Source organism: Acidaminococcus nyctereutis, assembly GCF_052216985.1.
GTDB classification, from domain to species: domain Bacteria; phylum Bacillota; class Negativicutes; order Acidaminococcales; family Acidaminococcaceae; genus Acidaminococcus; species Acidaminococcus fermentans_A.
This window is the reverse complement of sequence record NZ_JBQOUY010000034.1, coordinates 1-20,426: the sequence shown is the minus strand read 5'-3', so window position 1 is coordinate 20,426 and position 20,426 is coordinate 1. Positions and strand designations below refer to the sequence as shown.

The 20,426-nt window shown below is 54.5% G+C and carries 15 protein-coding genes and 1 tRNA gene; 13 read left to right on the top strand and 3 right to left on the bottom strand.

Going from position 1 to position 20,426, the window contains the following annotated elements:
* Positions 1-197: 197 nt before the first annotated feature.
* The 3 genes from ACTUHY_RS11635 (at position 198) to ACTUHY_RS11625 (ending at position 2,640) form a co-directional block, all read left to right on the top strand.
* Positions 198-273 (top strand) — tRNA-Thr (locus tag ACTUHY_RS11635).
* A 106-nt stretch (positions 274-379) separates the two neighbouring features.
* Positions 380-1,294, top strand: a complete 915-nt coding sequence (locus ACTUHY_RS11630) for an MreC domain-containing protein (protein WP_442827830.1) — start codon at positions 380-382, stop codon at positions 1,292-1,294.
* The gene (locus ACTUHY_RS11625; protein WP_442827829.1) at positions 1,291-2,640 is read left to right on the top strand and encodes a GHKL domain-containing protein; all 1,350 of its coding nucleotides are present in this window, start codon (positions 1,291-1,293) and stop codon (positions 2,638-2,640) included. The genes ACTUHY_RS11630 and ACTUHY_RS11625 overlap by 4 nt, the downstream gene beginning before the upstream one ends.
* A 36-nt stretch (positions 2,641-2,676) precedes the next feature.
* Here ACTUHY_RS11625 and ACTUHY_RS11620 read toward each other — a convergent pair whose 3' ends face one another.
* Positions 2,677-3,405, bottom strand: coding sequence for a LytR/AlgR family response regulator transcription factor (locus ACTUHY_RS11620; RefSeq protein ID WP_442827828.1), 729 nt, complete (start codon positions 3,403-3,405; stop codon positions 2,677-2,679).
* 562 nt (positions 3,406-3,967) lie between these two features.
* Between ACTUHY_RS11620 and ACTUHY_RS11615 the strand changes: the two genes are divergently transcribed.
* On the top strand, positions 3,968-8,830 hold the full coding sequence (locus ACTUHY_RS11615; protein ID WP_442827827.1) for an ESPR-type extended signal peptide-containing protein: 4,863 nt from the start codon (positions 3,968-3,970) through the stop codon (positions 8,828-8,830).
* Between the two features lie 101 nt (positions 8,831-8,931).
* Here the strand turns inward: ACTUHY_RS11615 and mnmA are convergent, their stop codons facing one another.
* On the bottom strand, positions 8,932-9,996 hold the full coding sequence (mnmA, locus tag ACTUHY_RS11610) for a tRNA 2-thiouridine(34) synthase MnmA (RefSeq protein WP_442827826.1): 1,065 nt from the start codon (positions 9,994-9,996) through the stop codon (positions 8,932-8,934).
* 15 nt (positions 9,997-10,011) lie between these two features.
* Complete coding sequence (locus ACTUHY_RS11605; RefSeq protein ID WP_442827825.1) at positions 10,012-11,163, bottom strand: cysteine desulfurase family protein; 1,152 nt, start codon at positions 11,161-11,163, stop codon at positions 10,012-10,014.
* Positions 11,164-11,375: 212 nt separating this feature from the next.
* Between ACTUHY_RS11605 and rpsF the strand changes: the two genes are divergently transcribed.
* From rpsF to ACTUHY_RS11560, 9 genes are all read left to right on the top strand, one after another.
* Entirely contained in the window at positions 11,376-11,660 is a 285-nt protein-coding gene (rpsF, locus tag ACTUHY_RS11600; protein ID WP_012937438.1) for a 30S ribosomal protein S6, read from the top strand.
* A gap of 13 nt (positions 11,661-11,673) precedes the next feature.
* Entirely contained in the window at positions 11,674-12,117 is a 444-nt protein-coding gene (locus ACTUHY_RS11595; RefSeq protein WP_278673945.1) for a single-stranded DNA-binding protein, read from the top strand.
* Positions 12,118-12,138: 21 nt separating this feature from the next.
* Complete coding sequence (gene rpsR, locus ACTUHY_RS11590) at positions 12,139-12,375, top strand: 30S ribosomal protein S18 (protein WP_442827824.1); 237 nt, start codon at positions 12,139-12,141, stop codon at positions 12,373-12,375.
* Positions 12,376-12,516: 141 nt separating this feature from the next.
* Positions 12,517-13,479 carry a YybS family protein gene (locus tag ACTUHY_RS11585; RefSeq protein ID WP_442827823.1) on the top strand — a complete coding sequence of 321 codons (963 nt, stop codon included), beginning with the start codon at positions 12,517-12,519 and terminating at the stop codon, positions 13,477-13,479.
* Between the two features lie 11 nt (positions 13,480-13,490).
* On the top strand, positions 13,491-15,539 hold the full coding sequence (locus ACTUHY_RS11580; RefSeq protein WP_442827822.1) for a DHH family phosphoesterase: 2,049 nt from the start codon (positions 13,491-13,493) through the stop codon (positions 15,537-15,539).
* A complete protein-coding gene (gene rplI, locus ACTUHY_RS11575; protein ID WP_278673948.1) occupies positions 15,499-15,951 on the top strand; it encodes a 50S ribosomal protein L9 in 453 nt (150 codons plus the stop codon). Before ACTUHY_RS11580 ends, rplI begins: the two co-directional genes overlap by 41 nt.
* Before the next feature lie 138 nt (positions 15,952-16,089).
* Positions 16,090-17,421, top strand: a complete 1,332-nt coding sequence (dnaB, locus tag ACTUHY_RS11570) for a replicative DNA helicase (RefSeq protein WP_278673949.1) — start codon at positions 16,090-16,092, stop codon at positions 17,419-17,421.
* 161 nt (positions 17,422-17,582) lie between these two features.
* Positions 17,583-18,875, top strand: a complete 1,293-nt coding sequence (purB, locus tag ACTUHY_RS11565; RefSeq protein ID WP_278673950.1) for an adenylosuccinate lyase — start codon at positions 17,583-17,585, stop codon at positions 18,873-18,875.
* 20 nt (positions 18,876-18,895) lie between these two features.
* On the top strand, positions 18,896-20,185 hold the full coding sequence (locus ACTUHY_RS11560) for an adenylosuccinate synthase (RefSeq protein WP_442827821.1): 1,290 nt from the start codon (positions 18,896-18,898) through the stop codon (positions 20,183-20,185).
* The last annotated feature ends 241 nt before the right edge of the window (positions 20,186-20,426 follow it).

The window sequence follows — 20,426 nt, the reverse complement described above, 5'->3', positions numbered from 1 at the left end:
TGCGGAGATGATGGCATCTAATACGCCGTCTGAACTGAGAAGAGCCGCTATCCGGCAGCAAAATATGGCGGCAGCATAGTGTTTTGAATACCTAAAGGAAATTTACACACAAATATGGACTTGACTGTGAAAAAGGGCTGCTGTAAAGCAGCCCCTTGAACAATCCCCGGAGATATGGTATAATTCTCCTGTTCAATGCTACTGTAGCTCAGCTGGTAGAGCATCTCATTCGTAATGAGAGGGTCGTAGGTTCGAATCCTATCAGTAGCTCCAACATGTCCTACAGCCCTGTCACTTTGGTGGCGGGCTTTTTTGCGTTTGACATCTTTCCCAAAATTCGGCATAATGAAAAATAAACTGTTCAGGAGGTGCTCCTGCTGTGGCCCAAATCCTGCTGCCCCTGTTCCTGTTCTGCGTGTCCCTGCTGCCGGCGGCCTATCTCCGCTATTACCCTTTCCGGTCCATTGTACGGCCTTCCACCCGCCATTTCCTGCTGTGCGGGCATTTGTACATTTTCCTGTTCGAATTTGTCCTGCTGGCCGGTCTTTTTGGCCGGGGGCTCATGAAATTTGAAACCGGCACCTTCCAGTTCCTGTATTATTTCTGCTATCTGCCCTATCTGCTGCTGCTGGTGTTCACCGTCCGGCCTTTCTGGCTCCGGCATCTGTTCGTACTGGGGCTCCAGGCCATTTACATGATCCTTATCCATACCCTGTGTCTGGAAATCTTCAAATTGTTCCTGCCGGAGGCCTGGCATACCAACCGGGTCCTGCCCTATTTCTCTCTGTATCTGGGGCTGTTCCTGCTGAGGATGCCCCTGGCCCTGAAGGTATTGGGAAAACTGTTTACCCGGGAACAGCTTACATCCCCCCGGCCTGCTTTCTGGACCTGGCTGGGGCCCATTCCGCTCCTGCTGTGCTACTACCATGCCAATCAGGGCTATTTCATCCTGGATCCGGAGACTCTGTTCCATCCTTTTTTTCAGTTGTATATCCTGATTACCCTGGGGATGCTGGTGAGTGTGGCTTTGCTGCTGGTCTGGTCTCTTCAGGGAGGGTTTCGGCAGACCCAGACCATGCTCCAGGTGAAGGAACAGAACCTCCGGCTCCAGGGTCAGCTGAATGTCCTGAACGATTACGCGGCCGCGCTCCGGAAAGAACAGCAGGAACTGGCCATCCTCCGGCATGACAGCCGTCATCAGCTGCGCCTTCTGGGGGAATTGGCGGAGAACGCGCAGTTTGGGGAAGCGGAAAAGCATCTGCTGAAGCTGCGGAAAGAGGTGGCGGATAAATGAGCCCGCTTTTTGAAACCATTTTGGGCCCGTTGGTCTTTGTGCTGATCTTCCAGCCCTTTTACCTGCTCCAGATCCTTCCCTTCTGGAATTTTCTGGAGCCTGACCAGAAAAAATTCATCCGGAACGGCTGGCTGCTCCTGTTTTTCCTGGACGTGGGGCTGACCATGGGACTGGTCCGGTCCGGTGTTTTTTCTTCCATTCCCCGGGCCTACTGGGCCTGCGGCTATATCATCTGGATTCCCCAGTTCCTGCTGAGTTTTTTGACCACCCGGAAGTACTGGGTGGGCCATCTGTTCATCCTCTCTTTCCGGGTCCTGCTTTCCAGCTGTTTTTATACTTTTCTCCGGCACTTTTTTCTGTATTTCTGGCCGGAAAGCGCCTTTTCTTCCATGTATTTCTGGCAGATTTTATTCTATGGAGCAGAATGCCTGCTGATTTTCCCCTTTGTCCTCCGGTTCCTGACCCGGACCTTCAGCCATTTCCGGGAGGCTGCGGCCCGTCGGTACTGGCGGCTGACGGCACTGATCCCCATGGTGCTGGCAGGAGGAACCCTGTATGTGAGCGTGTACGATTCCCAGGAACGGTATTTCGATCTGCTGGAAGCCCGGATCCTTCTGCTGCTGATAACGGTGCTGATCATGGCCAGTATCCGCACGGCCCAACAGGAAGTTTATGACGAAATCAGCGCCCGGGAAGAAAAACACCAGCTGGAGCAGCAGGTGGTGTCCGCGGCCAACTATGTAAAAATGTCAAAAGAATCCCGGCAGCGGCTGGAAGCCATCTACCGGGAAAAACGGGACCATCTGGATCAGCTGCTGGACCTGGTCCGGCGGAAGGACCGGGTGGGCGTGCTGACTTATATCGAAGAACTGGGAGAAGAATTCAACAGCACCAAACTGCCCCAGTACTGCCGGAATCCCCTGATCAATGCGGCCCTGACCGTGTATCTCTCCCGGGCACAGGAAGAAGGGATCCCCACCACCGTTTCCGTGGACCTGCCCCAGGATCTGGCCTGCAGCGGGGATCTGTCCATTGTGCTGTCCAATCTGGTGGAAAACGCCCTGATTGCCAGTGGAAAGCAGCCGGAAGACCGGCGGCACATCACCGTCCTGGCCCTGCGCCAGGGGAGTGTGGTGAATATCCTGGTGAAGAATCTTTTCGATACCCCGGTGCCTATGGACGAAGAGGGCCTGCCGGTGACCACCGTAAAGGGCCACGGCATCGGCATGAAATCCCTGGCTCGGTTCCGGGAAAAATACGGAGCCAGTGTCCTGTGCCAGCAGAAAGAAGGCTGGTTCCTCACCTATCTCCAGGTGGATCTGGGGGCGAAGGGGGTTGGAGATTAGAGGGGTTGTTGCACGTCCTGTGCAACAACCCCTCTTTTATTTCGGTGCAAACATATACTGAAAATACTGCTCCTGGAAATCCCGGTATTTCCTTTTGCCCAGGGGGATCTGGTGGCCCTGGATCTCCACGTAGTCGGTTTTGATCATGTGGATGGCGGAAAGGTTCACCAGGTAGCCTTTGTTGGGGGACACGAACTGGCCCGGGGCGATTTTGTCCAGATCCGCCTTCATGTCCTGCCCGGATTTCCGGGTTTCCAGGGTACTCCCGTCAGCCAGGTACACTGCCAGTACATGGCCGTGGCTTTCCAGGAACAGGATCTGGGCGATTTCCTCCACCCGGACGCCCCCTCCCACCAGCCGGAAAATCATCTTGGCGCTGTTCCGCTGGCGGATGTAGGCAATGGCCCGGTCCATGGCCTTGGAGAACTGGGCTTGGGTAAAGGGCTTCAGAAGATAATCCGTGGCTTTCACCTCAAAAGCTTCTACGGCGAATTCGTCGCTGGTGGTGAGGAAAATGATCTCCGCCCGGCTGTGGTGGTCCCGGAGTTCCCGGGCCACGTCGGTGCCCAAAATCCCGGGCATGCACACATCCAAAAGTACGATATCGAAGAAATCCCCTTTGTCCACCGCTTCTATAAAAGCGAAGGCGTTTTCAAAAGTCTGATAGTCTACATGCTCTTTGCGGTTCTGGAAGTATTTCTCTGAAGCTTCCCGGATCTTCTGGATCTGGTCCTGCTGATCATCACAAATGGCAATATGCAGCATGCTGTTCACTTCCTTTCCATGAGTCTGTATCGATTCACTCACCTCTATTATAGCCAGTCCGGACAGGTTTGGAAAATTTCTGCCCTGAAAGGGCGGTTTTTTTGCATAAAAAGAAAAATCAAATGTCTTTGAAGAGAGAACAAAGAAAAAGAAAACTCAGAAAAATATTTTCAGGCCAAAAAATGACCTTTTCGTGATTTTCAGGAAAAAAGTGTTGGAATCCATGGTATTCTTTAGCAGAACAAAGGGGAAGAGGTTCTGGACGCGAACTTCCTTCCCAAAGTAATACACTGGCTTCCCGTATAAACTTCCAAATGATTCAAATGAGAACGATTCAAGAAAACTGAAGAGTGAAGCAAATCGTATGATGCATACGGACGAACGTTCTTATACAAAAGCATACTCCTGAAAATCAAAAGAGTATGCCAAAGAATCATTTGGATTTTCAGGGAGAAGGGGAAACTGGAAGAAACCGGGCGGACCAGAGCGCGCATGGGAAACCCACCAAAAAATGCATGAAAATGAAAAGTGCAGGAGAGTTCAAGAAAAGGGGTGTGGCTTTATGAACAGGATTTATAAAGTGATCTGGAACAAAACACGGGGTATGTACATGGTGGTTTCCGAACTGGCCAAAGGCCAGTCCAAGGATGGACGCCGGGCCGTGGGACGGAAAAAAGTGGCACAGACCGCTGCGGCTCTGGCCGTATTTTTCAGTATTGTCTCTATGAGAGGGACGTCTTATGCGGCGGGCATTACCATTGGGTCGGCTACAGTGACGGATTCCAGCGGAAATACGGTAACTGTATTTACCGGTAATTCTTCGGCTGCCAGTGCTGTTGAAGCAGCTGTGGAATTGACGGTGCCTTACAACTCCAAACAAATCGGTATTTTGCAAGATGCTGTGCAGAGTGTGGAAGATGAATTAGCCCAGCATCAGAATATTATTGATAACTTGGGAACGGATAAACTGACCCTTTCTGCTAACAATACCTTACAGAAAGAAAGCTATGACAGTGCTACCAAAACCACAACGAAGACAGATGTAACGGGGTTGAACGTTGGTGGTCCGATTTCTGCAGAATCAGGAAAGATTACCAACTCCCTTGAAGTGGGCCATAATGTTAACGTAGGTGGTGCTGTCAATGCAGGCAGCCTGAACAGCCGTGGCAACCTGAACGTAGATGGCAATGCTCTGGTCAAAGGTACCTTGACTTCCCAGTCTACCATCAACGGTAACGAAATCGTTTCCCAGACCCATATTACCGCTAATAAAAAAGTCGTCGGCATGCAGGGCGTCGTGGATAATACCCTTACCAGCGGGAATTATGTAACGGCCGGCAATACGGTAGGTGAAAATATCGTTGCGCTGGATACGCAGGTCAAAGCCAATGCGGATGCTATCACTGCCGAAGCAACAGCCCGTGAAGCCGCTGATACGGCTCTTACCAAGCGGATCGCTGCTGAAGAAACGGATCGTGCGGAAACCGATACTGCTCTGCAGAACGCTATCGACAAAGAAGCGGCAGAACGTAAGGCCGCGGATACGACGTTACAGACGAATATCGATCATGAAGCGGCGGCCCGGGCAGCAGCCGATGCGGCTCTCGACTCCCGGACTACGGCTCTGGAAGATAAGACCGAAGCCATCACCTATGACAAGGATTCCAAGACGGTTATGGTGGACGGCAAGCTTACCGCTACCGAAGGCATCACCGATGGTACGACGCAGGATGGCCAGTATGTGAAGGCTGATCACTATGTAGGCCAGAACCTGAATGCTCTGGACCAGGGCCTGCAGGCAGAAACTTCGGCCCGTGTGGCAGCGGATACGAAACTGGTGGAAGCCGTCAACAGCGGACTGAGCCTGAGCAACGACAATGTTCTGCAAAAGAACACCACTACCATTGACGCCCAGGGCAACGTGACCACCTCCAAGACCGATGCCAATGAAATGATCCTGAACAAGGGTAATGACAACCAGATTACTCTAAACGAAAAGGGCATCAAGGTTGGCACCAACAGCAGTGTGATGGATGCGAACGGCGTCTACACCGGCGGCGATGACTATGATAAAGCCCAGGCGGCTATGAGTGCTGACGGCAGCATCAAAGGGGCCGGTGGGAAGTTTACCGTAGATAAAGATGGAAATGTCACTTCTAAGGCAACCATTACCGGCGAAACAGTAACCGACGGTAAGGGTGCTTCCATGAGCAACGGAACGGTAACCGGTAAGACACTGACCGATGGGATTGCTACCATCACCAATGGCAACATCAACACCAGTGGTTCCATTACCGGCGGTACCGTAACTTCCACGGGCAACATCTCCGCAGTGGGTGATATCCACGCAGGCGGCGCCATTACGGGAGCCAGCGCTTCCATCCAGGGCGCTCTCACAGCAGGCAGCGCCACCATTACCGGTGACCTGACCGCCGGCGGCGCTATCCAGGGTAAGAGCATCTCCGATGGTACGGCAACTATGCAGAATGGCAACCTCACTGGTGTGAAGAACCTGAGCGCTGAAACCATTACCACCAGCGGTGATGCCACCATCGGCGGCGACCTGACGGTCAACGGCAAGCTGAATGTGGATGAAATCGACCTGACCAAGAACGGCATTGTAGAGGACAACAACGTAACGGCCAGCACGAAAGTGGCAGCCGGTGAAATCACCTCCTACAAGAAAGCCACCAGCACCAAAGATGGCAGCGAAAAAGAAAGCGCCATCGATTATGATGAAAATGGGACTTCCACCTGGGCGAAATCTACCGACGCAGATGGAAACTGGAAGAAAAGTACCCTGACTGTGGAAGGCAGTGATGTGACTTCCAAGGTTGTGGATTCTGACAAGAACAGCAATGAGTCCAAACAAACTTCCACAGAATCCAGCGACGTGGTGAAGGATGCCGATGGCAATACTTCCACCTTCAGCCAGAGAGTCAAAGAGATCCTCCAGGAAATCAAAAACGCATCCGGCGATACGTTGACCAAGGTCGAACAGACGGATACGGCCATTACCAGCCAGATCGGTGACGGTTCTGCCGTAAAGAGCGAAATGACGGCTGACGGCATTACCAATACGGCTGTGGGCGGAACCATTACGAATTCTGCCAAAGATCTGGTGAATACTGCCACCGGCGATATGACCAATACCGTAGGCGGCAAGATGATGAACGATGTGACCGGCGACATGGAAAACAAAGTCGGCGGAAACCTGACCACTACGGTGGGCGGCAATGAAACCCATACGGTAGGCGGGACCGTGACCGAAACTGTGACCGGCGACAGCAGCCTGAGCGCCCAAAACATCACCAACACGGTTTCTGAAACCTTGAGCAACAGTGCCAAGAACATCACCAACACCGCAGCGGAAAAACTCAGCAATTCCGCAGCGGAAATCGAAAATACGGCTTCTAAGTCCATTACGGACAAAGTAGGTGACAACGTGAGCCTGACCATGACCACCAGCCAGATCAAGGAATCTGTGGTGGATGGAGCCAACAGCAACACTTCTACCAAGACGGCCTCCAAGGATATGAACATTGTTACCGATGGGACCAGCACCAGTACCCTGAGTCAGCTGACCGGCAGTGTGAACACGTCCCTGAAGGAAGTGGACAGCAGCGGCAATTCCGTGAAGTCCCTGAACAATGTGCAGACCGTTTCTGAAGACACCACCAAGATCACCGATACTGCCAGCGGCGACTTCTCCAGCCGCAGCCAGAAGGCCAACGGCTTCACCAGCCAGGTGAAGAACAATAGCGGCGGATCCAACACGGTGACGGATACGGCTACCACTTCGGAACAGAAGCTGGTCAGCGGGAACATCATCGACATCCTGAAGGATGCGGAAACCGGGTATGTGAATACCACCGTAAGCTCTGGGACTGGCGACGATGCTACCAGCACCAGCGTGAAGCAGGGGACTGCTGACATCACCAACACCGCTAAACAGGGGACCATCACCAACGAGGCCAAGAACCTGGTGAACAAGGCGGAAGAAAAACTGTCCAACAGTGCGGCAGAAATCGAAAACATCGCAACCACCAGCATCAAGGATGTGGTGGGCAAGAGCACGGTGACCACCACGGATACCGGGACCACCTTTGAAAATACCGATCATACAGCGGCTATTGGAGAAGGATCCATCACCCAGACCACCATTTCCGGGAACACCCTGGAAACCGGCAAAGCAACGGCGGACTATGTGGATGTGAACAAAGACCTGACCGTAAAGGGAGATTCCGATCTTCAGGGCAACGCCACGGTAGGCAAAGACCTGAATGTGAAGGGCAACACCCAGCTAGATGGAAATCTGGACGTGAAGGGTAGCACCAAGTTGGATGGCACCCTGGAAGTGGCTGGCAAGTCCACCTTCAAGGATGACGTCACTATGGAAAAGAACCTGGATGTGAAGGGTACCACCACCACTGAGAAACTGGTGGTGAAGAGCGGAGCTACCATCACTGGCGGCACCACCACCGATACCCTCCATGTAACCAGCACTGCCACCTTCGACGGTATGGTAACCTTCAAGGATGCTGTATCCATGGAAAAGGATCTCACTGTAGACGGCAGCGCCACTGTGGCCGGCGATGTAACGGCTAAGTCCTACAAGGTCGGCGACAAGACCTACATTGACGAAAACGGCATCAATGCCAACGGCCAGAAGATCACCAACGTGGCGGACGGGACCGTTGCTGAAGGCAGCACCGATGCAGTGAACGGCGGTCAACTCAATGCCACCAACCAGCGTGTGACCACCGTGGAAAACCGGATGGACGGGGTAGAAAACCGTATGGACCGGGTAGAAAATCGGGTGGACAACCTGGATAACCGGATCGACAAGGTAGGGGCTAACGCAGCCGCTATGGCCAACCTGCATCCCATGGATTTCGATGAAGACTCCAAGGTCAGCGTGGCGGCAGCTGTAGGTAACTACCGCAGCGAAACCGCTGGGGCCCTGGGCGTGTTCTACCGGCCCACCGACCGGGTGATGATGAATGTTTCTACTAGCTTCGGCAACGGGGAAAACATGATCGGCGGCGGCGTCTCTTTCAAGCTGGGCAAGAGCAGCAAGCGGCTGGAAAAGGCGGAAGCCACCAACGCCGCCCTGGCCAAACAGGTGACCAACCTGCAGAACCGGCTGGATGCCCTGCTGGGCGTGTTGAACCCCAGCCTGTCCAAGGACTTCCCGGATGTACCGGCCAACCACTGGGCTTATGAAGCCGTAAGCCGGCTAGCAGGCAACGACATCGTCCAGGGATACGAAGACGGCAAGTATCACGGCGAACGGACTATGACCCGGTATGAAATGGCGGAAATCATCTACAACGCCCTGTCCAAAGGGGCCAAGGCAGAAGCCAAACTGGTGGAAGAATTCCGGCCGGAACTCCAGGCAATGGCTGCTCAAAGAAAAGCGTAACCATCTCCCCAGATGCTACCCACACCCCCTTTGAGCATACCATACAGCAAAACACCCCCCTCGCAGCGATGCGAGGGGGGTGTTTTTACAGCATTTTCTATTTATTCGATCGTTCCGCCGCCCAGAACGACTTCTCCGTCGTACAGTACGGCGGCCTGGCCGGGGGTGATGGCCCGCTGGGGTTCGTCGAATTGGACGGTGAAGGTATCCTTTCCGGTGGGGGTCACGGTGGCGGGCTGGGCGTCCTGACGGTACCGGACTTTTACCTGGCACCGGACGGGGCCTTCCGGCACTTTACCGCTGATCCAGTTGGCGTCCCGGACCTTTGCCTCCCGGCTGAACAGGGCCTCGCTGGGGCCCACAATGACGGCGTTCTTTGCCGGGTCGATCTTCACCACATACAGGGGATAATCGGGCTGGTTCAGGCCTAACTTCTTGTGCTGGCCCAGGGTGTAATAGATGATCCCTTTGTGCTGGCCGATCACCTTTCCTTCCAGATCCAGGAAGGGCCCGGGCTGGGGCTTGTAGTCTAGGATCCGCTGGACCGCATCGGTGTACTGGCCGTTGGGCACGAAACAGATGTCCTGGCTGTCAGGCTTCTGGGAATTGATGAAGCCGTTTTCCGTGGCGATTTCCCGGGTATGGGTCTTGTGGTATGCCCCCAGAGGGAACTGGGTATGGGCCAGCTGGTCCTGGGTCAGGCTGTAGAGCACGTAGCTCTGGTCCTTGGCCGGGTCTTCAGCCCGGAGCAGCTGGTACTTTCCCTCTGGGGTCTTTTTGATCCGGGCATAGTGGCCGGTGACCACACAGTCGCAGCCCAGTTCCAAGGCCCGCTGGTACAGGGCTCCGAATTTCAGGAACCGGTTACAGTCGATACAGGGGTTGGGGGTATGGCCCAGGGTGTAGCTCCGGGCGAATTTCTCCATCACATCCTTTTTGAATTCTTCCGTATAGTTGAACACATAGTAGGGCATGTGGAGCCGGGCGGCCACGCTGCGGGCGTCTTCCACGTCGCTGAGGCTGCAGCAGGTCTTGGAACTGCAGCCGGCATCCGGGTTGTTGTACAGTTTCATGGTGCAGCCGATGCAGTCGTACCCTGCATCCTGCATGAGTTTAGCGGCTACGGAGCTGTCCACTCCGCCGCTCATGGCGATCAGTGCTTTCATGGGATTTCCTTTCTTTCAGATCCGGTGTTCCAGCTGGCGCAGACGGCGGACTTCCCGGATGACGGTGGCAGCCATCCATTCCACCTGTTCCTGGGTGATGTCGTCTCCCAGAGAGAACCGGAGGGAGCAGCGGGCTTCTTCCGGGGTGCAGCCCAGGGCCAGGAGTACATGGCTGGGTTCCGGGGAGCCGGAGGCACAGGCAGATCCGGCGGAGACGCAGATCCCGGCCATGCCCAGGACGGGTAGGAGCGCTTCGGCAGGGACACCTGCAAAGGCCAGATTCAGATGACCGGGAAGCCGGGGTACGTTTCCGCTGTGGATCCGGGTGCCGGGGAGGGCCAGGAGCTGCTGTTCCAGAGCGTCCCGGGCATCTGCTATCTTCCGGGCGTTGGTGTCCAGGTTTTTCACCGCTTCTTCCAGGGCGGCAGCCATGCCTACGATGCCCGGCACATTTTCCGTTCCCGCCCGTTTGCCCCGTTCCTGCTCTCCACCGAAAATCAGGCTTTCCAATTCGATACCTCGCCGTGCAAAAAGGAGACCAACCCCTTTGGGTCCATGGAATTTATGGGCAGAACCGGAAAGAAAGTCGATGTCCGTATCTTTCAGGGTCAGAGGAATGTGACCCAGGGCCTGGACGGCGTCGGTGTGGAACAGGGCTCCCCGGGCGTGGGCCAGGGCGGCCAGTTTGGCAATGGGCTGGATGGCGCCGGTTTCATTGTTGGCGGCCATGATGGACACCAGGGCGGTTTTCGGGGTCAGGGCCTGTTCTAGGGTGTCCGGCTCCACCTGGCCTTCTCGGTTAGTCGGCAGCAGGGTCACGGTGAAGCCTTCTGTCTGGAGGGCGTCCAGAGTATGGAGGACGGCGTGGTGCTCGATGGTGCTGGAAATCAGATGGGTGCGGCCGTGCTTCCGGCCCCATGCGGCAGCGGTGCGGAGGATCTGGTTATCGGCTTCACTGCCTCCGGAAGTAAAAGTGATCTCGCTGGGACGGCAGCCCAGCAGCCCGGCGATGGTTTCCCGGGAGCTGATCAGGGCCCGGGAGGCTTCCTGCCCCAGGGGATAGGTACTGGAGGGGTTCCCATATTGTTGGGTAAAATAAGGCAGCATGGCCTCCAGGACCTTGGGCAGGACCCGGGTGGTGGCTGCGTTGTCGGCATAGATAAACATGGTGGTGCTCCTTTGGAAATTAATATCATATCATTATACTACAGGTTGGAAAGAGAGGGAAGGTGGGCTGTGGGACGGATAGCCCTTCGGGCAAAACCATTTTTTCCTTGCATTTATTTCTTCTCCATGCTATACTCTTAAGGCTGTATATATTATATATACTTCTTCTGCCCTCATGGTAGAGGAGCAAATCCAAAGGAGGAGGTGATTTCGTGAATAACTACGAAGTCATGTACATCGTTAAACCGGTAGAAGAGGACGCTTTCAACGCTGTTGTAAAGAAGTTCGATGACCTGCTGGTGGCTAACGGCGCTACGATCGAAAAAACCGATAAGTGGGGCAAAAAACGTTTGGCATATGCTATTCAGGACTTCAATGATGGTCTGTATGTTCTGACCACCTTTGCCGCTGAACCTGCAGCCGTGAAGGAACTGGACCGTGTGATGAAGATTACTGACGATATCCTGCGTCACATGATCATTCGCAAAGGCGAATAAGGAGGCTGGGTGTATGAATCGCATTATCTTGTTGGGCCGTCTCGTACGGGATCCGGAAGTCCGGGTCACTCCTACGGAAAAAACGGTCTGCACCTTTACTCTGGCAGTGGACCGTCCCTTCGCTGCGAAGAACGGTCAACGGGAAGCGGATTTTATCAACATCGTTACATGGAATAAAACCGCTGAATTATGTGGGAACAGTTTGACCAAGGGCCAGAGAGCTCTGGTGGAAGGACGGCTGCAGATCCGCAGCTACGATGGCAAAGACGGGAATAAGCATTATGTGACGGAAGTCATTGCTGACCGTGTGGAGTTCATCGAACGGAAGGGCACCGGCAATCCTGCCGCAGGCCAGCAGAATCCTCCTTCCCAGAATCATCCCTCTCAGGGCGGCTCTGCCGACCCCATGGGCGGATTTGGCTCTGAAGTAGGTTTTGACGAAGAGATCCCATTCTAAAAGGGAGGATAGAGAATAGCTATGATGAAGCGTGAAAGAGGAAATCGGAGACGCAGAAGAAAAGTCTGCTCCTTCTGCGTCGACAAAGTCCAGGAAATCGATTATAAAGATGCAGCCAAGCTGCGCAAGTTCATCACCGAACGGGGCAAGATCCTGCCTCGCCGGATTTCCGGTACCTGTGCAAAACATCAGCGTCAGCTGACCATTGCCATCAAACGTGCCAGAAACGTTGCACTGCTGCCGTTTACTGCAGAATAAGCTGGAGAAGAGAGACAGGCCCCTTGCAGGGTCTGTCTTTTTTTTACCAAATATTGTAAAATAGTAAGGAAACGCTGGAATTTGCTTGTCAGCAGCCGGAGAAAGCCGGCTGTGCCGGCAGTATCTTTTCATGGAGGAAATATGGCTTTGCATTACCATAAAACGTCTTCGCTGGTGGAATCCGGCATCCTGGCGGCGGTGTCCGTCCTTTTTACCCTGGTAGGGAATTACATCCCGGTGCTGGACCTGATCGTCAGCATCCTCTGGCCCCTGCCCATCATCCTCTGCGGACGGCGGAATGGGCTGAAATGGAGCATCCTGTGCCTGTTGGTCACCGGCTGCGTGGTGGCGGTGCTGCTGTCTCCTCTCCAGGCCCTGACCCAGTGCCTGATCCTGGGGCTCATCGGTCTTTTCATGGGCTATGCCATGCGGAAGCAGATGACCCCGGTCCAGACTCTCCTGATGGGGAGCCTAGGTGCGCTGCTTTCCACGGTGCTCAGCGGTCTGACTGCCTACTTCTTCATGCATGTGAATGTGATCGAAGTGTTCTTCCAGTCCATCGATGAATCAGTTTCCATGAGCAGCGAGATCTTCCAGACCCTGGGGATGGGCGGGTTCAGCGAAACCCAGCTGGTCCAGCTGAAAAAAATGTTTGAATTGATCCTGCCGGCTGGGGTGCTGCTCAGTGCTCCCATCACGGCCATTGCTAATTACTGGGCGGCCCGGAAGATCCTGGGACGGCTGGGAGATTATTATCCCTGGTTCCCGCCCTTAGCACTGTGGAAACTGCCCAAGTGGCTGCTGCTGCCTTATGGCATTGGGATGATGCTGATCTTCTTTGGCCAGAACTATCAGGATTCCCTGGTGTACCGGGGCGGGTACACCCTGTACATGATGATGAATATGCTGCTCCTGGTCCAAGGGCTCTGTCTGATCCGCTGGTATGTGGAATACCGTCACTATCCCAGGATCCTGCTTCCTCTGAGCCTGCTGCTGACCTTTACCTTGCCCATTGCCTCTCAGCTGGTGGTGGTGCTGGGGGCCTACGAAATGGTCTTCGATCTGCGGAAGATCCGGAAACCGGGAGCCAACAAGCCTGAATAGAGGGGGAGACTATGGACGACAAATCACGCCGGAACCTGTGGCAGTCAGTGCGCATCGGGGTGGCCCTGCTGGGGTCCGTCCTGGTGGTCTACGGGATTGCGGTGAACCAGGCCATCTGTACGGCCGTAGGGTTCCTTTCCGTACTGTTGGTCTATTACCTGACTTTCCGGAGCAACCGGCTGCGGGAAGCGTGGTTCAATCATTCCATGACTACGGTGGTCCGGAATATCGAACGGGCCAATAATTATGCTTCCCAGCGGATCCCCATCGGGATCGGGGTCTTTGACAAAGAGGGGCATCTCCAGTGGCGGAACCGGCTGTTCAACGAATTCATCGCAGCGGATGTGCCCCTGGCCACCCCCTTTGAAAAAGTCCTGCCGCCTCCGGACAACAATTTTGCCGCCCTGCGGCTGCGGGATGCAGACAAACAGCTCAAGATCGGGGACCGGATCTATAAGATGCTGGTCCGGCGGATTCAGATCACGGACAATCCGGAAGACGATACAGGGCTGGCTCTCTATCTCTCCGATATCACCGACCGGGAACGGCAGAAAAAACGGTACGAGGAAGAGCGGCCGGTGGTGGCCTATGTCCAGTTCGACAACTACGATGACGCCATGAAGGGGCTGAACGAAAACGAACGGGCCAGCCTGATCGTAGACGTGACCAAGGCCATCGGAGGCTGGGTGGAAGAAGTCCACGGCTATTTCCAGAAATATACGGAAGACATGTTCGTAGTGGGCATGAGCCGGAAGGGGCTCACAGACTCTATCAGCAAGAAATTCCAGGTGCTGGACCGGGTCCGGGATATCAAAAGCGGGAACCGGATCAGCCCGACCATCAGTATCGGGGTGGCGGCGGACAGCCGGACCCTGACAGAGCTGAGCCAGAAAGCCCAGGCAGCGTTGGATCTGGCCTTGGGCCGGGGCGGTGATCAGGCAGTGGTCCAGTTAGGGGACGATATGCGCTTCTACGGGGCCCGGGGATCCGTCCAGGCGAAAAATACCCGTGTCCGGGCCCGGATCGTGGCCCAGGCTATCCACGAACTGATGGTCAGTGCGGACCAAGTGTTCATCATGGGCCATGTCAATGAAGATTACGATGCCCTGGGCGCAGCCATCGGGGTGGCCAAAATGGCACTGACCCTGAACAAGAGCTGCTGTATCGTCACCAGCGGGCAGGGGCCTTCTCTGAAGAAGCTGGAAACGGTGTCCAAGGACCAAAGCGACCGCTACCTATCCTTGTTCGTGGATGAAGAAGAAGCGTTGAAACGGATCACCCCGGGGAGCATCCTGGTACTGGTGGACCATCATCGGGCCATGCTCAGTGCGGCTCCCAAGATGCTCCAGGCCATCCGGAGACGGATCATCATCGATCATCACCGGCGGGCGGAAGATGCCATTACCGACGTGATGCTCCAGTATATGGAACCATCTACTTCCTCTACCTGCGAGATGGTCACGGAAATCCTCCAGTATTTTGCAAATAAGCTGCAGCTTTCGGAGGTAGAAGCCACGGCCCTCTATGCAGGGATCTTGGTGGATACGAAAAATTTTGCGGTGCAGACCGGGGAACGGACCTTTGAAGCGGCGGCGTTCCTGCGCCGGAACGGGGCCGACCCCCATATGGTCTCTCTGCTGTTCAAAGATGATGAACATACGGTGCTCACCCGGGCCCGGATCATCACGGAAATGAAACAGCCCTTGCCTGGGCTGGCTGTGGCGGTGCACCAGTGTTCCTGCCAAGATAAGGATACACCGGTGATCGTGGCCCAGGCGGCGGATGAACTGCTGACCATGGATGATATCCGGGCCAGCGTGGTTTTCAGCCAGAATGAGAATGGAGTCAGCATCAGCGCCCGCAGTGACGGATCCGTCAATGTGCAGGTGATGATGGAAGAACTTGGCGGCGGCGGCCATCAGACCGTAGCCGGGGTGCAGGTCAAGGGTGTGACGGCAGAAGAACTGATGCCGAAAGTCCTTGAACTGGCCAAAGAACAAATGAAGGAGAGCGATACAGATGAAAGTAATTCTGCTGCAGGACATCAAGAAGTTGGGTAAAAAAGGCGATATCATCGAAACGGCGGAAGGCTATGGGCGGAACTATCTGATCCCCCGGGGGATGGCAGAAGAAGCGACTTCCCGGAACCTGAACCAAGCCAAACAGGATATGCAGGTGGCCAAACATCGGGCAGCTCAGGCTCATGACGAAGCAGTGATCCTGGCGGCTCAGCTGGAAAAGGTCACTCTGCATATGAAGGTGAAGGTGGGAGCCAACGGCAAGCTGTTCGGTTCCATTGCATCTAAGGATGTGGCAGATGCCCTGCTGACCCAGACGGGGATGGAAGGGGTCGACCGGCGGAAGATCGAGATCCCGGAAACTATCAAGAGTCCGGGCGTGTATACGGCTACGGCGAAACTGCTGCCGGATGTGTCTGCCAAATTCAAGGTTGTCGTAGAAACGGAAGAATAAAATGAACCCACCACCCGCCCAAGGCTGGTCCCCTGCTCTTAAAAAGCGCAGACAGAAAAATGGCTGTCTTGAAAAAAGGGGGACTGCCGCCTCTGCGTAAGCGTGGTGGGTTTCTTATCGAGAAAGGAGGACTGCCCTTTGGAAGAACGTATTCCCCCTCAAAATATCGAGGCGGAACAGAGTGTGCTGGGAGCCATGCTCCTCAGCCGGGAAGCCATCGACAAGGCCGGGGAGATCCTCAGTGAAGGAGATTTTTACCGGCCTGACAATCGGATCATCTTTTCGGCCATCATGGATCTCCACAGTCGCAATGAGGCCGTAGATCTGGTCACCGTCACGGAAGAACTGCGGAAAATGGGGAAGCTGGATGCCATTGGCGGGACGACGGCCATTACGGCTCTCAGCAATGCAGTTCCCACGGCGGCCAATGTGGTGTACCACGCGAAGATCGTGGAAGAAAAAGCCCTGCGGCGGCAGCTGATCAATGCGGCCACGGAAGTGGCGGCCAGCGGCTATGAGGAAGAAGCCGATATCGCCCAGACCATCGATCAGGCAGAACAGAAGATCCTGGCGGTGGCCAACCGGAAACATGCCGGGGGTGTGGTGAAAATCAAGGATATCGTGAAAAGCGCCATGGCCCGGATCGAGGAGCTGTATGATTCTAAGGACGCCTATACCGGACTGCCTACCGGGTTCACAGACTTTGACAAGATGACCAGCGGTCTCCAGCCTTCGGATCTGATCATCGTGGCAGCCCGGCCTTCCATGGGGAAGTCCTCTCTTGTACTGAATATCGCTGAACATGTCGCCCTGAAAGGGGGCAAATCCGTGGCTTTCTTCTCTCTGGAAATGAGCAAGGAGCAGCTGGTCCAGCGGCTCCTTTGTTCCGAGGCAGGGATCGATGCCTCTCGGCTGCGGATCGGCCAGCTCCAGGAAAGCGAATGGCCCAATCTGGTCAGCGCCGCAGATAAGCTCAGCTCGGCGAAGATCATGATGGATGATACGCCAGGGATGACTGCCTTGGAAATGCGTTCCAAAGCTCGCCGCTGGAAGAATGAGAACGGCCTGGACCTGATCATCGTGGACTATCTGCAGCTGATGCAGGGGTCTTCGAAACGAGCCAGTGACAACCGGCAGCAGGAAATGAGTGACATTTCCCGGTCCCTGAAAGGCTTGGCCCGGGAATTGAATGTACCGGTGATCGCCCTATCCCAGCTGAGCCGGAGCGTGGAACAGAGGACCAGCAAACGTCCTATGCTCAGTGACTTGCGGGAATCCGGTGCCTTGGAACAGGATGCAGATATCGTCTGCTTCATCTATCGGGATGACTACTACAATCCGGATACGGAACAGAAAAACGTGGCAGAACTGATCGTGGCTAAGCACCGGAACGGTCCTGTAGGGACGGTGCAGCTGTTCTTCCGGAAAGACATCACCCGGTTCTATGATTTAAGCAAACAGCAGGGATAAAAGAAAAGGTTGCTGCGGGGTAGGGGCAGCAGCCTTTTTTTATCAAACAAAATATACTTGTCATTGCGAAGCGTTCGGCAAAATGATACAATAAAATAGCAGCGGGAACGGTGCGTTCTTGCGTTATGCCATTTTTTGTCTATACCTAAGGAGGAAGTATTGTGATTCCACGTTATACCAGTAAAGAAATGGGTTCCATCTGGACGGAAGAAAACGAAGACCGCAATATTGTCAAAGTTGAAGTCACGGCCTGCGAAGCCATGAATAAACTGGGCATTGTTCCGGATGATGCGCTCCATGACATCCAAACCAAGGCGGACTTCGATCTGGACCGGGTCCACGAGATCGAAAAGACCACCAACCATGACATCATTTCTCTGCTTACTTCTGTGGCTGAACATGTGGGCGATGCTTCCAAATATATCCATAAAGGCCTGACCTCCAATGACGTGAAGGATACGGCCATGGGCCTCATGATGAAACATTCCGCAGAGATCCTGATCCGGGAAGAAAAAGAACTCCATGAGATCCTCAAGAGCCAGGCCCAGAAATACCGGCACACCCTGTGCGTGGGCCGTACTCACGGGATCCATGCGGAACCTATGACCTTCGGGCTGAAGTTCCTGCTGTGGATGTCCGAAACAGAACGGAACATCGAACGGCTGGAAATGGCTAAGAAATACATCTCCGTAGGCAAGCTGAGCGGAGCCATCGGGACCTATTCCAACATCGATCCGTTCGTGGAAAAATATGTCTGTGAAAAACTGGGACTGACCCCTGTACCCATTGCCAACCAGGTCGTCCAGAGAGACCGTCATGCCTTCTATCTGAGCACCATCGCCGTGTGCGGCGCCACCCTGGAAAAAATGGCTACGGAAGTCCGTCATCTCCAGCGTACGGAAGTCCGGGAAGCGGAAGAATATTTTGCTCCTGGCCAGAAGGGCTCTTCCGCCATGCCTCACAAACGGAACCCCATCACCTGCGAAAAAATCTGCGGCCTGGCCCGTGTACTCCGGGGCAATGCAGAAGCAGCCATCGAAAACGTGGCCCTGTGGCATGAACGGGATATTTCCCATTCTTCCGTAGAACGGATCATCATCCCTGATTCTACTATCCTGCTGGATCATATGCTCCGGAAGATGAAGGATATCATGGGCAAGATGCTGGTGTATCCGGAAGCTATGCTCCGGGACCTGAACCTGACCGGCGGCCTGATCTACAGCCAGAACCTGCTGATTGCTTTGGTGAGCAAAGGAGTGCTCCGGGAAGACGCTTACAAATGGGTACAGCGGAACGCTATGGCCCGGTGGATGGAAGGAGCCGATTTCAAGACCAATGTGGAAGCGGATCCCGATATCGACAAGTACCTGACCAAGGAAGAAGTCGAAGCCTGCTTCGAACCGAAACATATGCTGAAGCATGTGGATGAAATCTACGCCCGGTTCGGGATGTAACCTGAAAGAAGGAGAAATCTATGTCATCTGTTGTTGTAATCGGCTCCCAGTGGGGGGACGAAGGTAAAGGAAAGATCGTTGACTATCTGGCCCAGCAGGCTGATGCAGTGGTCCGTTATTCCGGCGGTTCCAATGCCGGCCATACGGTGGTGGTCAATGATGTGTCCTACAAACTGCGTCTGCTGCCCAGCGGCATCCTGTATCGGGATAAAACTTGTATCCTGGGCAACGGGGTGGTCATCAATCCCCGTGTAGTGCTCCAGGAAATCGCCGAGATGAAGGCCAAAGGAGTGGATACCAGCAATCTGCTGATCAGCGACCGGGCCCATGTGGTGTTCCCGTACCACGAAAAGCAGGATGAACTCCAGGAAGCAGCTCTGGGGGATGCCAAGATCGGCACCACTAAAGGCGGCATCGGTCCCTGCTATATGGATAAATACGCTCGCACAGGGATCCGGGTCTGCGACCTGATGAACAAAGATATCCTGGCGGAGAAACTGAAACGGAACCTGGCGGCGAAAAATGCCCTGTTCACCAAAGTGTACGGCGCTGAACCGCTGGAATATGAACCCATGCTGAAGGCTTATCTGGAGTATGCGGAAGAACTGCGGCCCCATGTGACTGACACCAGCGTGGCCCTGGGGAATATTTTCGATGCCAACAAGAAAGTCCTGTTCGAAGGAGCCCAGGCTACCTTCCTGGATATCGATTACGGAACCTATCCCTATGTGACTAGCTCCAACCCCACAGCCGGCAACGCAGCTACTGGCAGCGGCGTAGGACCCCGGTTCATCGACCATGTGGTAGGTGTGGTGAAAGCCTATACTACCCGGGTGGGAGAAGGTCCCTTTGTATGCGAACTGTTCGATACCGACGGTCCGGGGACCTATCTCCGGAATACCGGCCATGAATTCGGTACTGTTACCGGACGGCCCCGCCGCTGCGGCTGGCTGGATGCCTTCATGGTGAAATACGCTGCCCGGCTGAACTCCATGGATGCCCTGGCCATTACCCGGCTGGATATCCTGGACGGCCTGGATGAAATCAAGATGTGCACTGGCTGGACCATCGATGGAGAACCCATCCAGCACATCCCGGCTGATCTGAGCATCCTGGCCAAAGCCCAGCCGGTCTACGAAACCTTCAAAGGATGGAAAAAGGACATTTCCGGTGTACGGTCTTATGGGGACCTGCCTCTGGAAGCCCAGTCCTATCTGGCCCGCCTTAGCGAAGTGGTAGGCGTGGAAATCGGTATCGTTTCCGTAGGTCCCAACCGGGATCAGACCTTCTCCCTGAAGGAATTCTTCTGAGAGAAAAAAGAATAATCTCTAAGGCGAAGAAGACCCTTGCGTTTTCTTCGTCTTTTTGCTATAATATACAAGCTTTCTCTTTGAGAAAGCAGCAGACAATACCCTTTGCAACGACGGACTGTTTCAACTGAAACAGAGAAAGAAAAAAGTTGTTGACAAAGATATGGAAATCTGCTAATATGTAATAGCTGTCGCTGAGGCAGCGAGACGAACTTTGAGAACTGAATATTGTTGACAGATG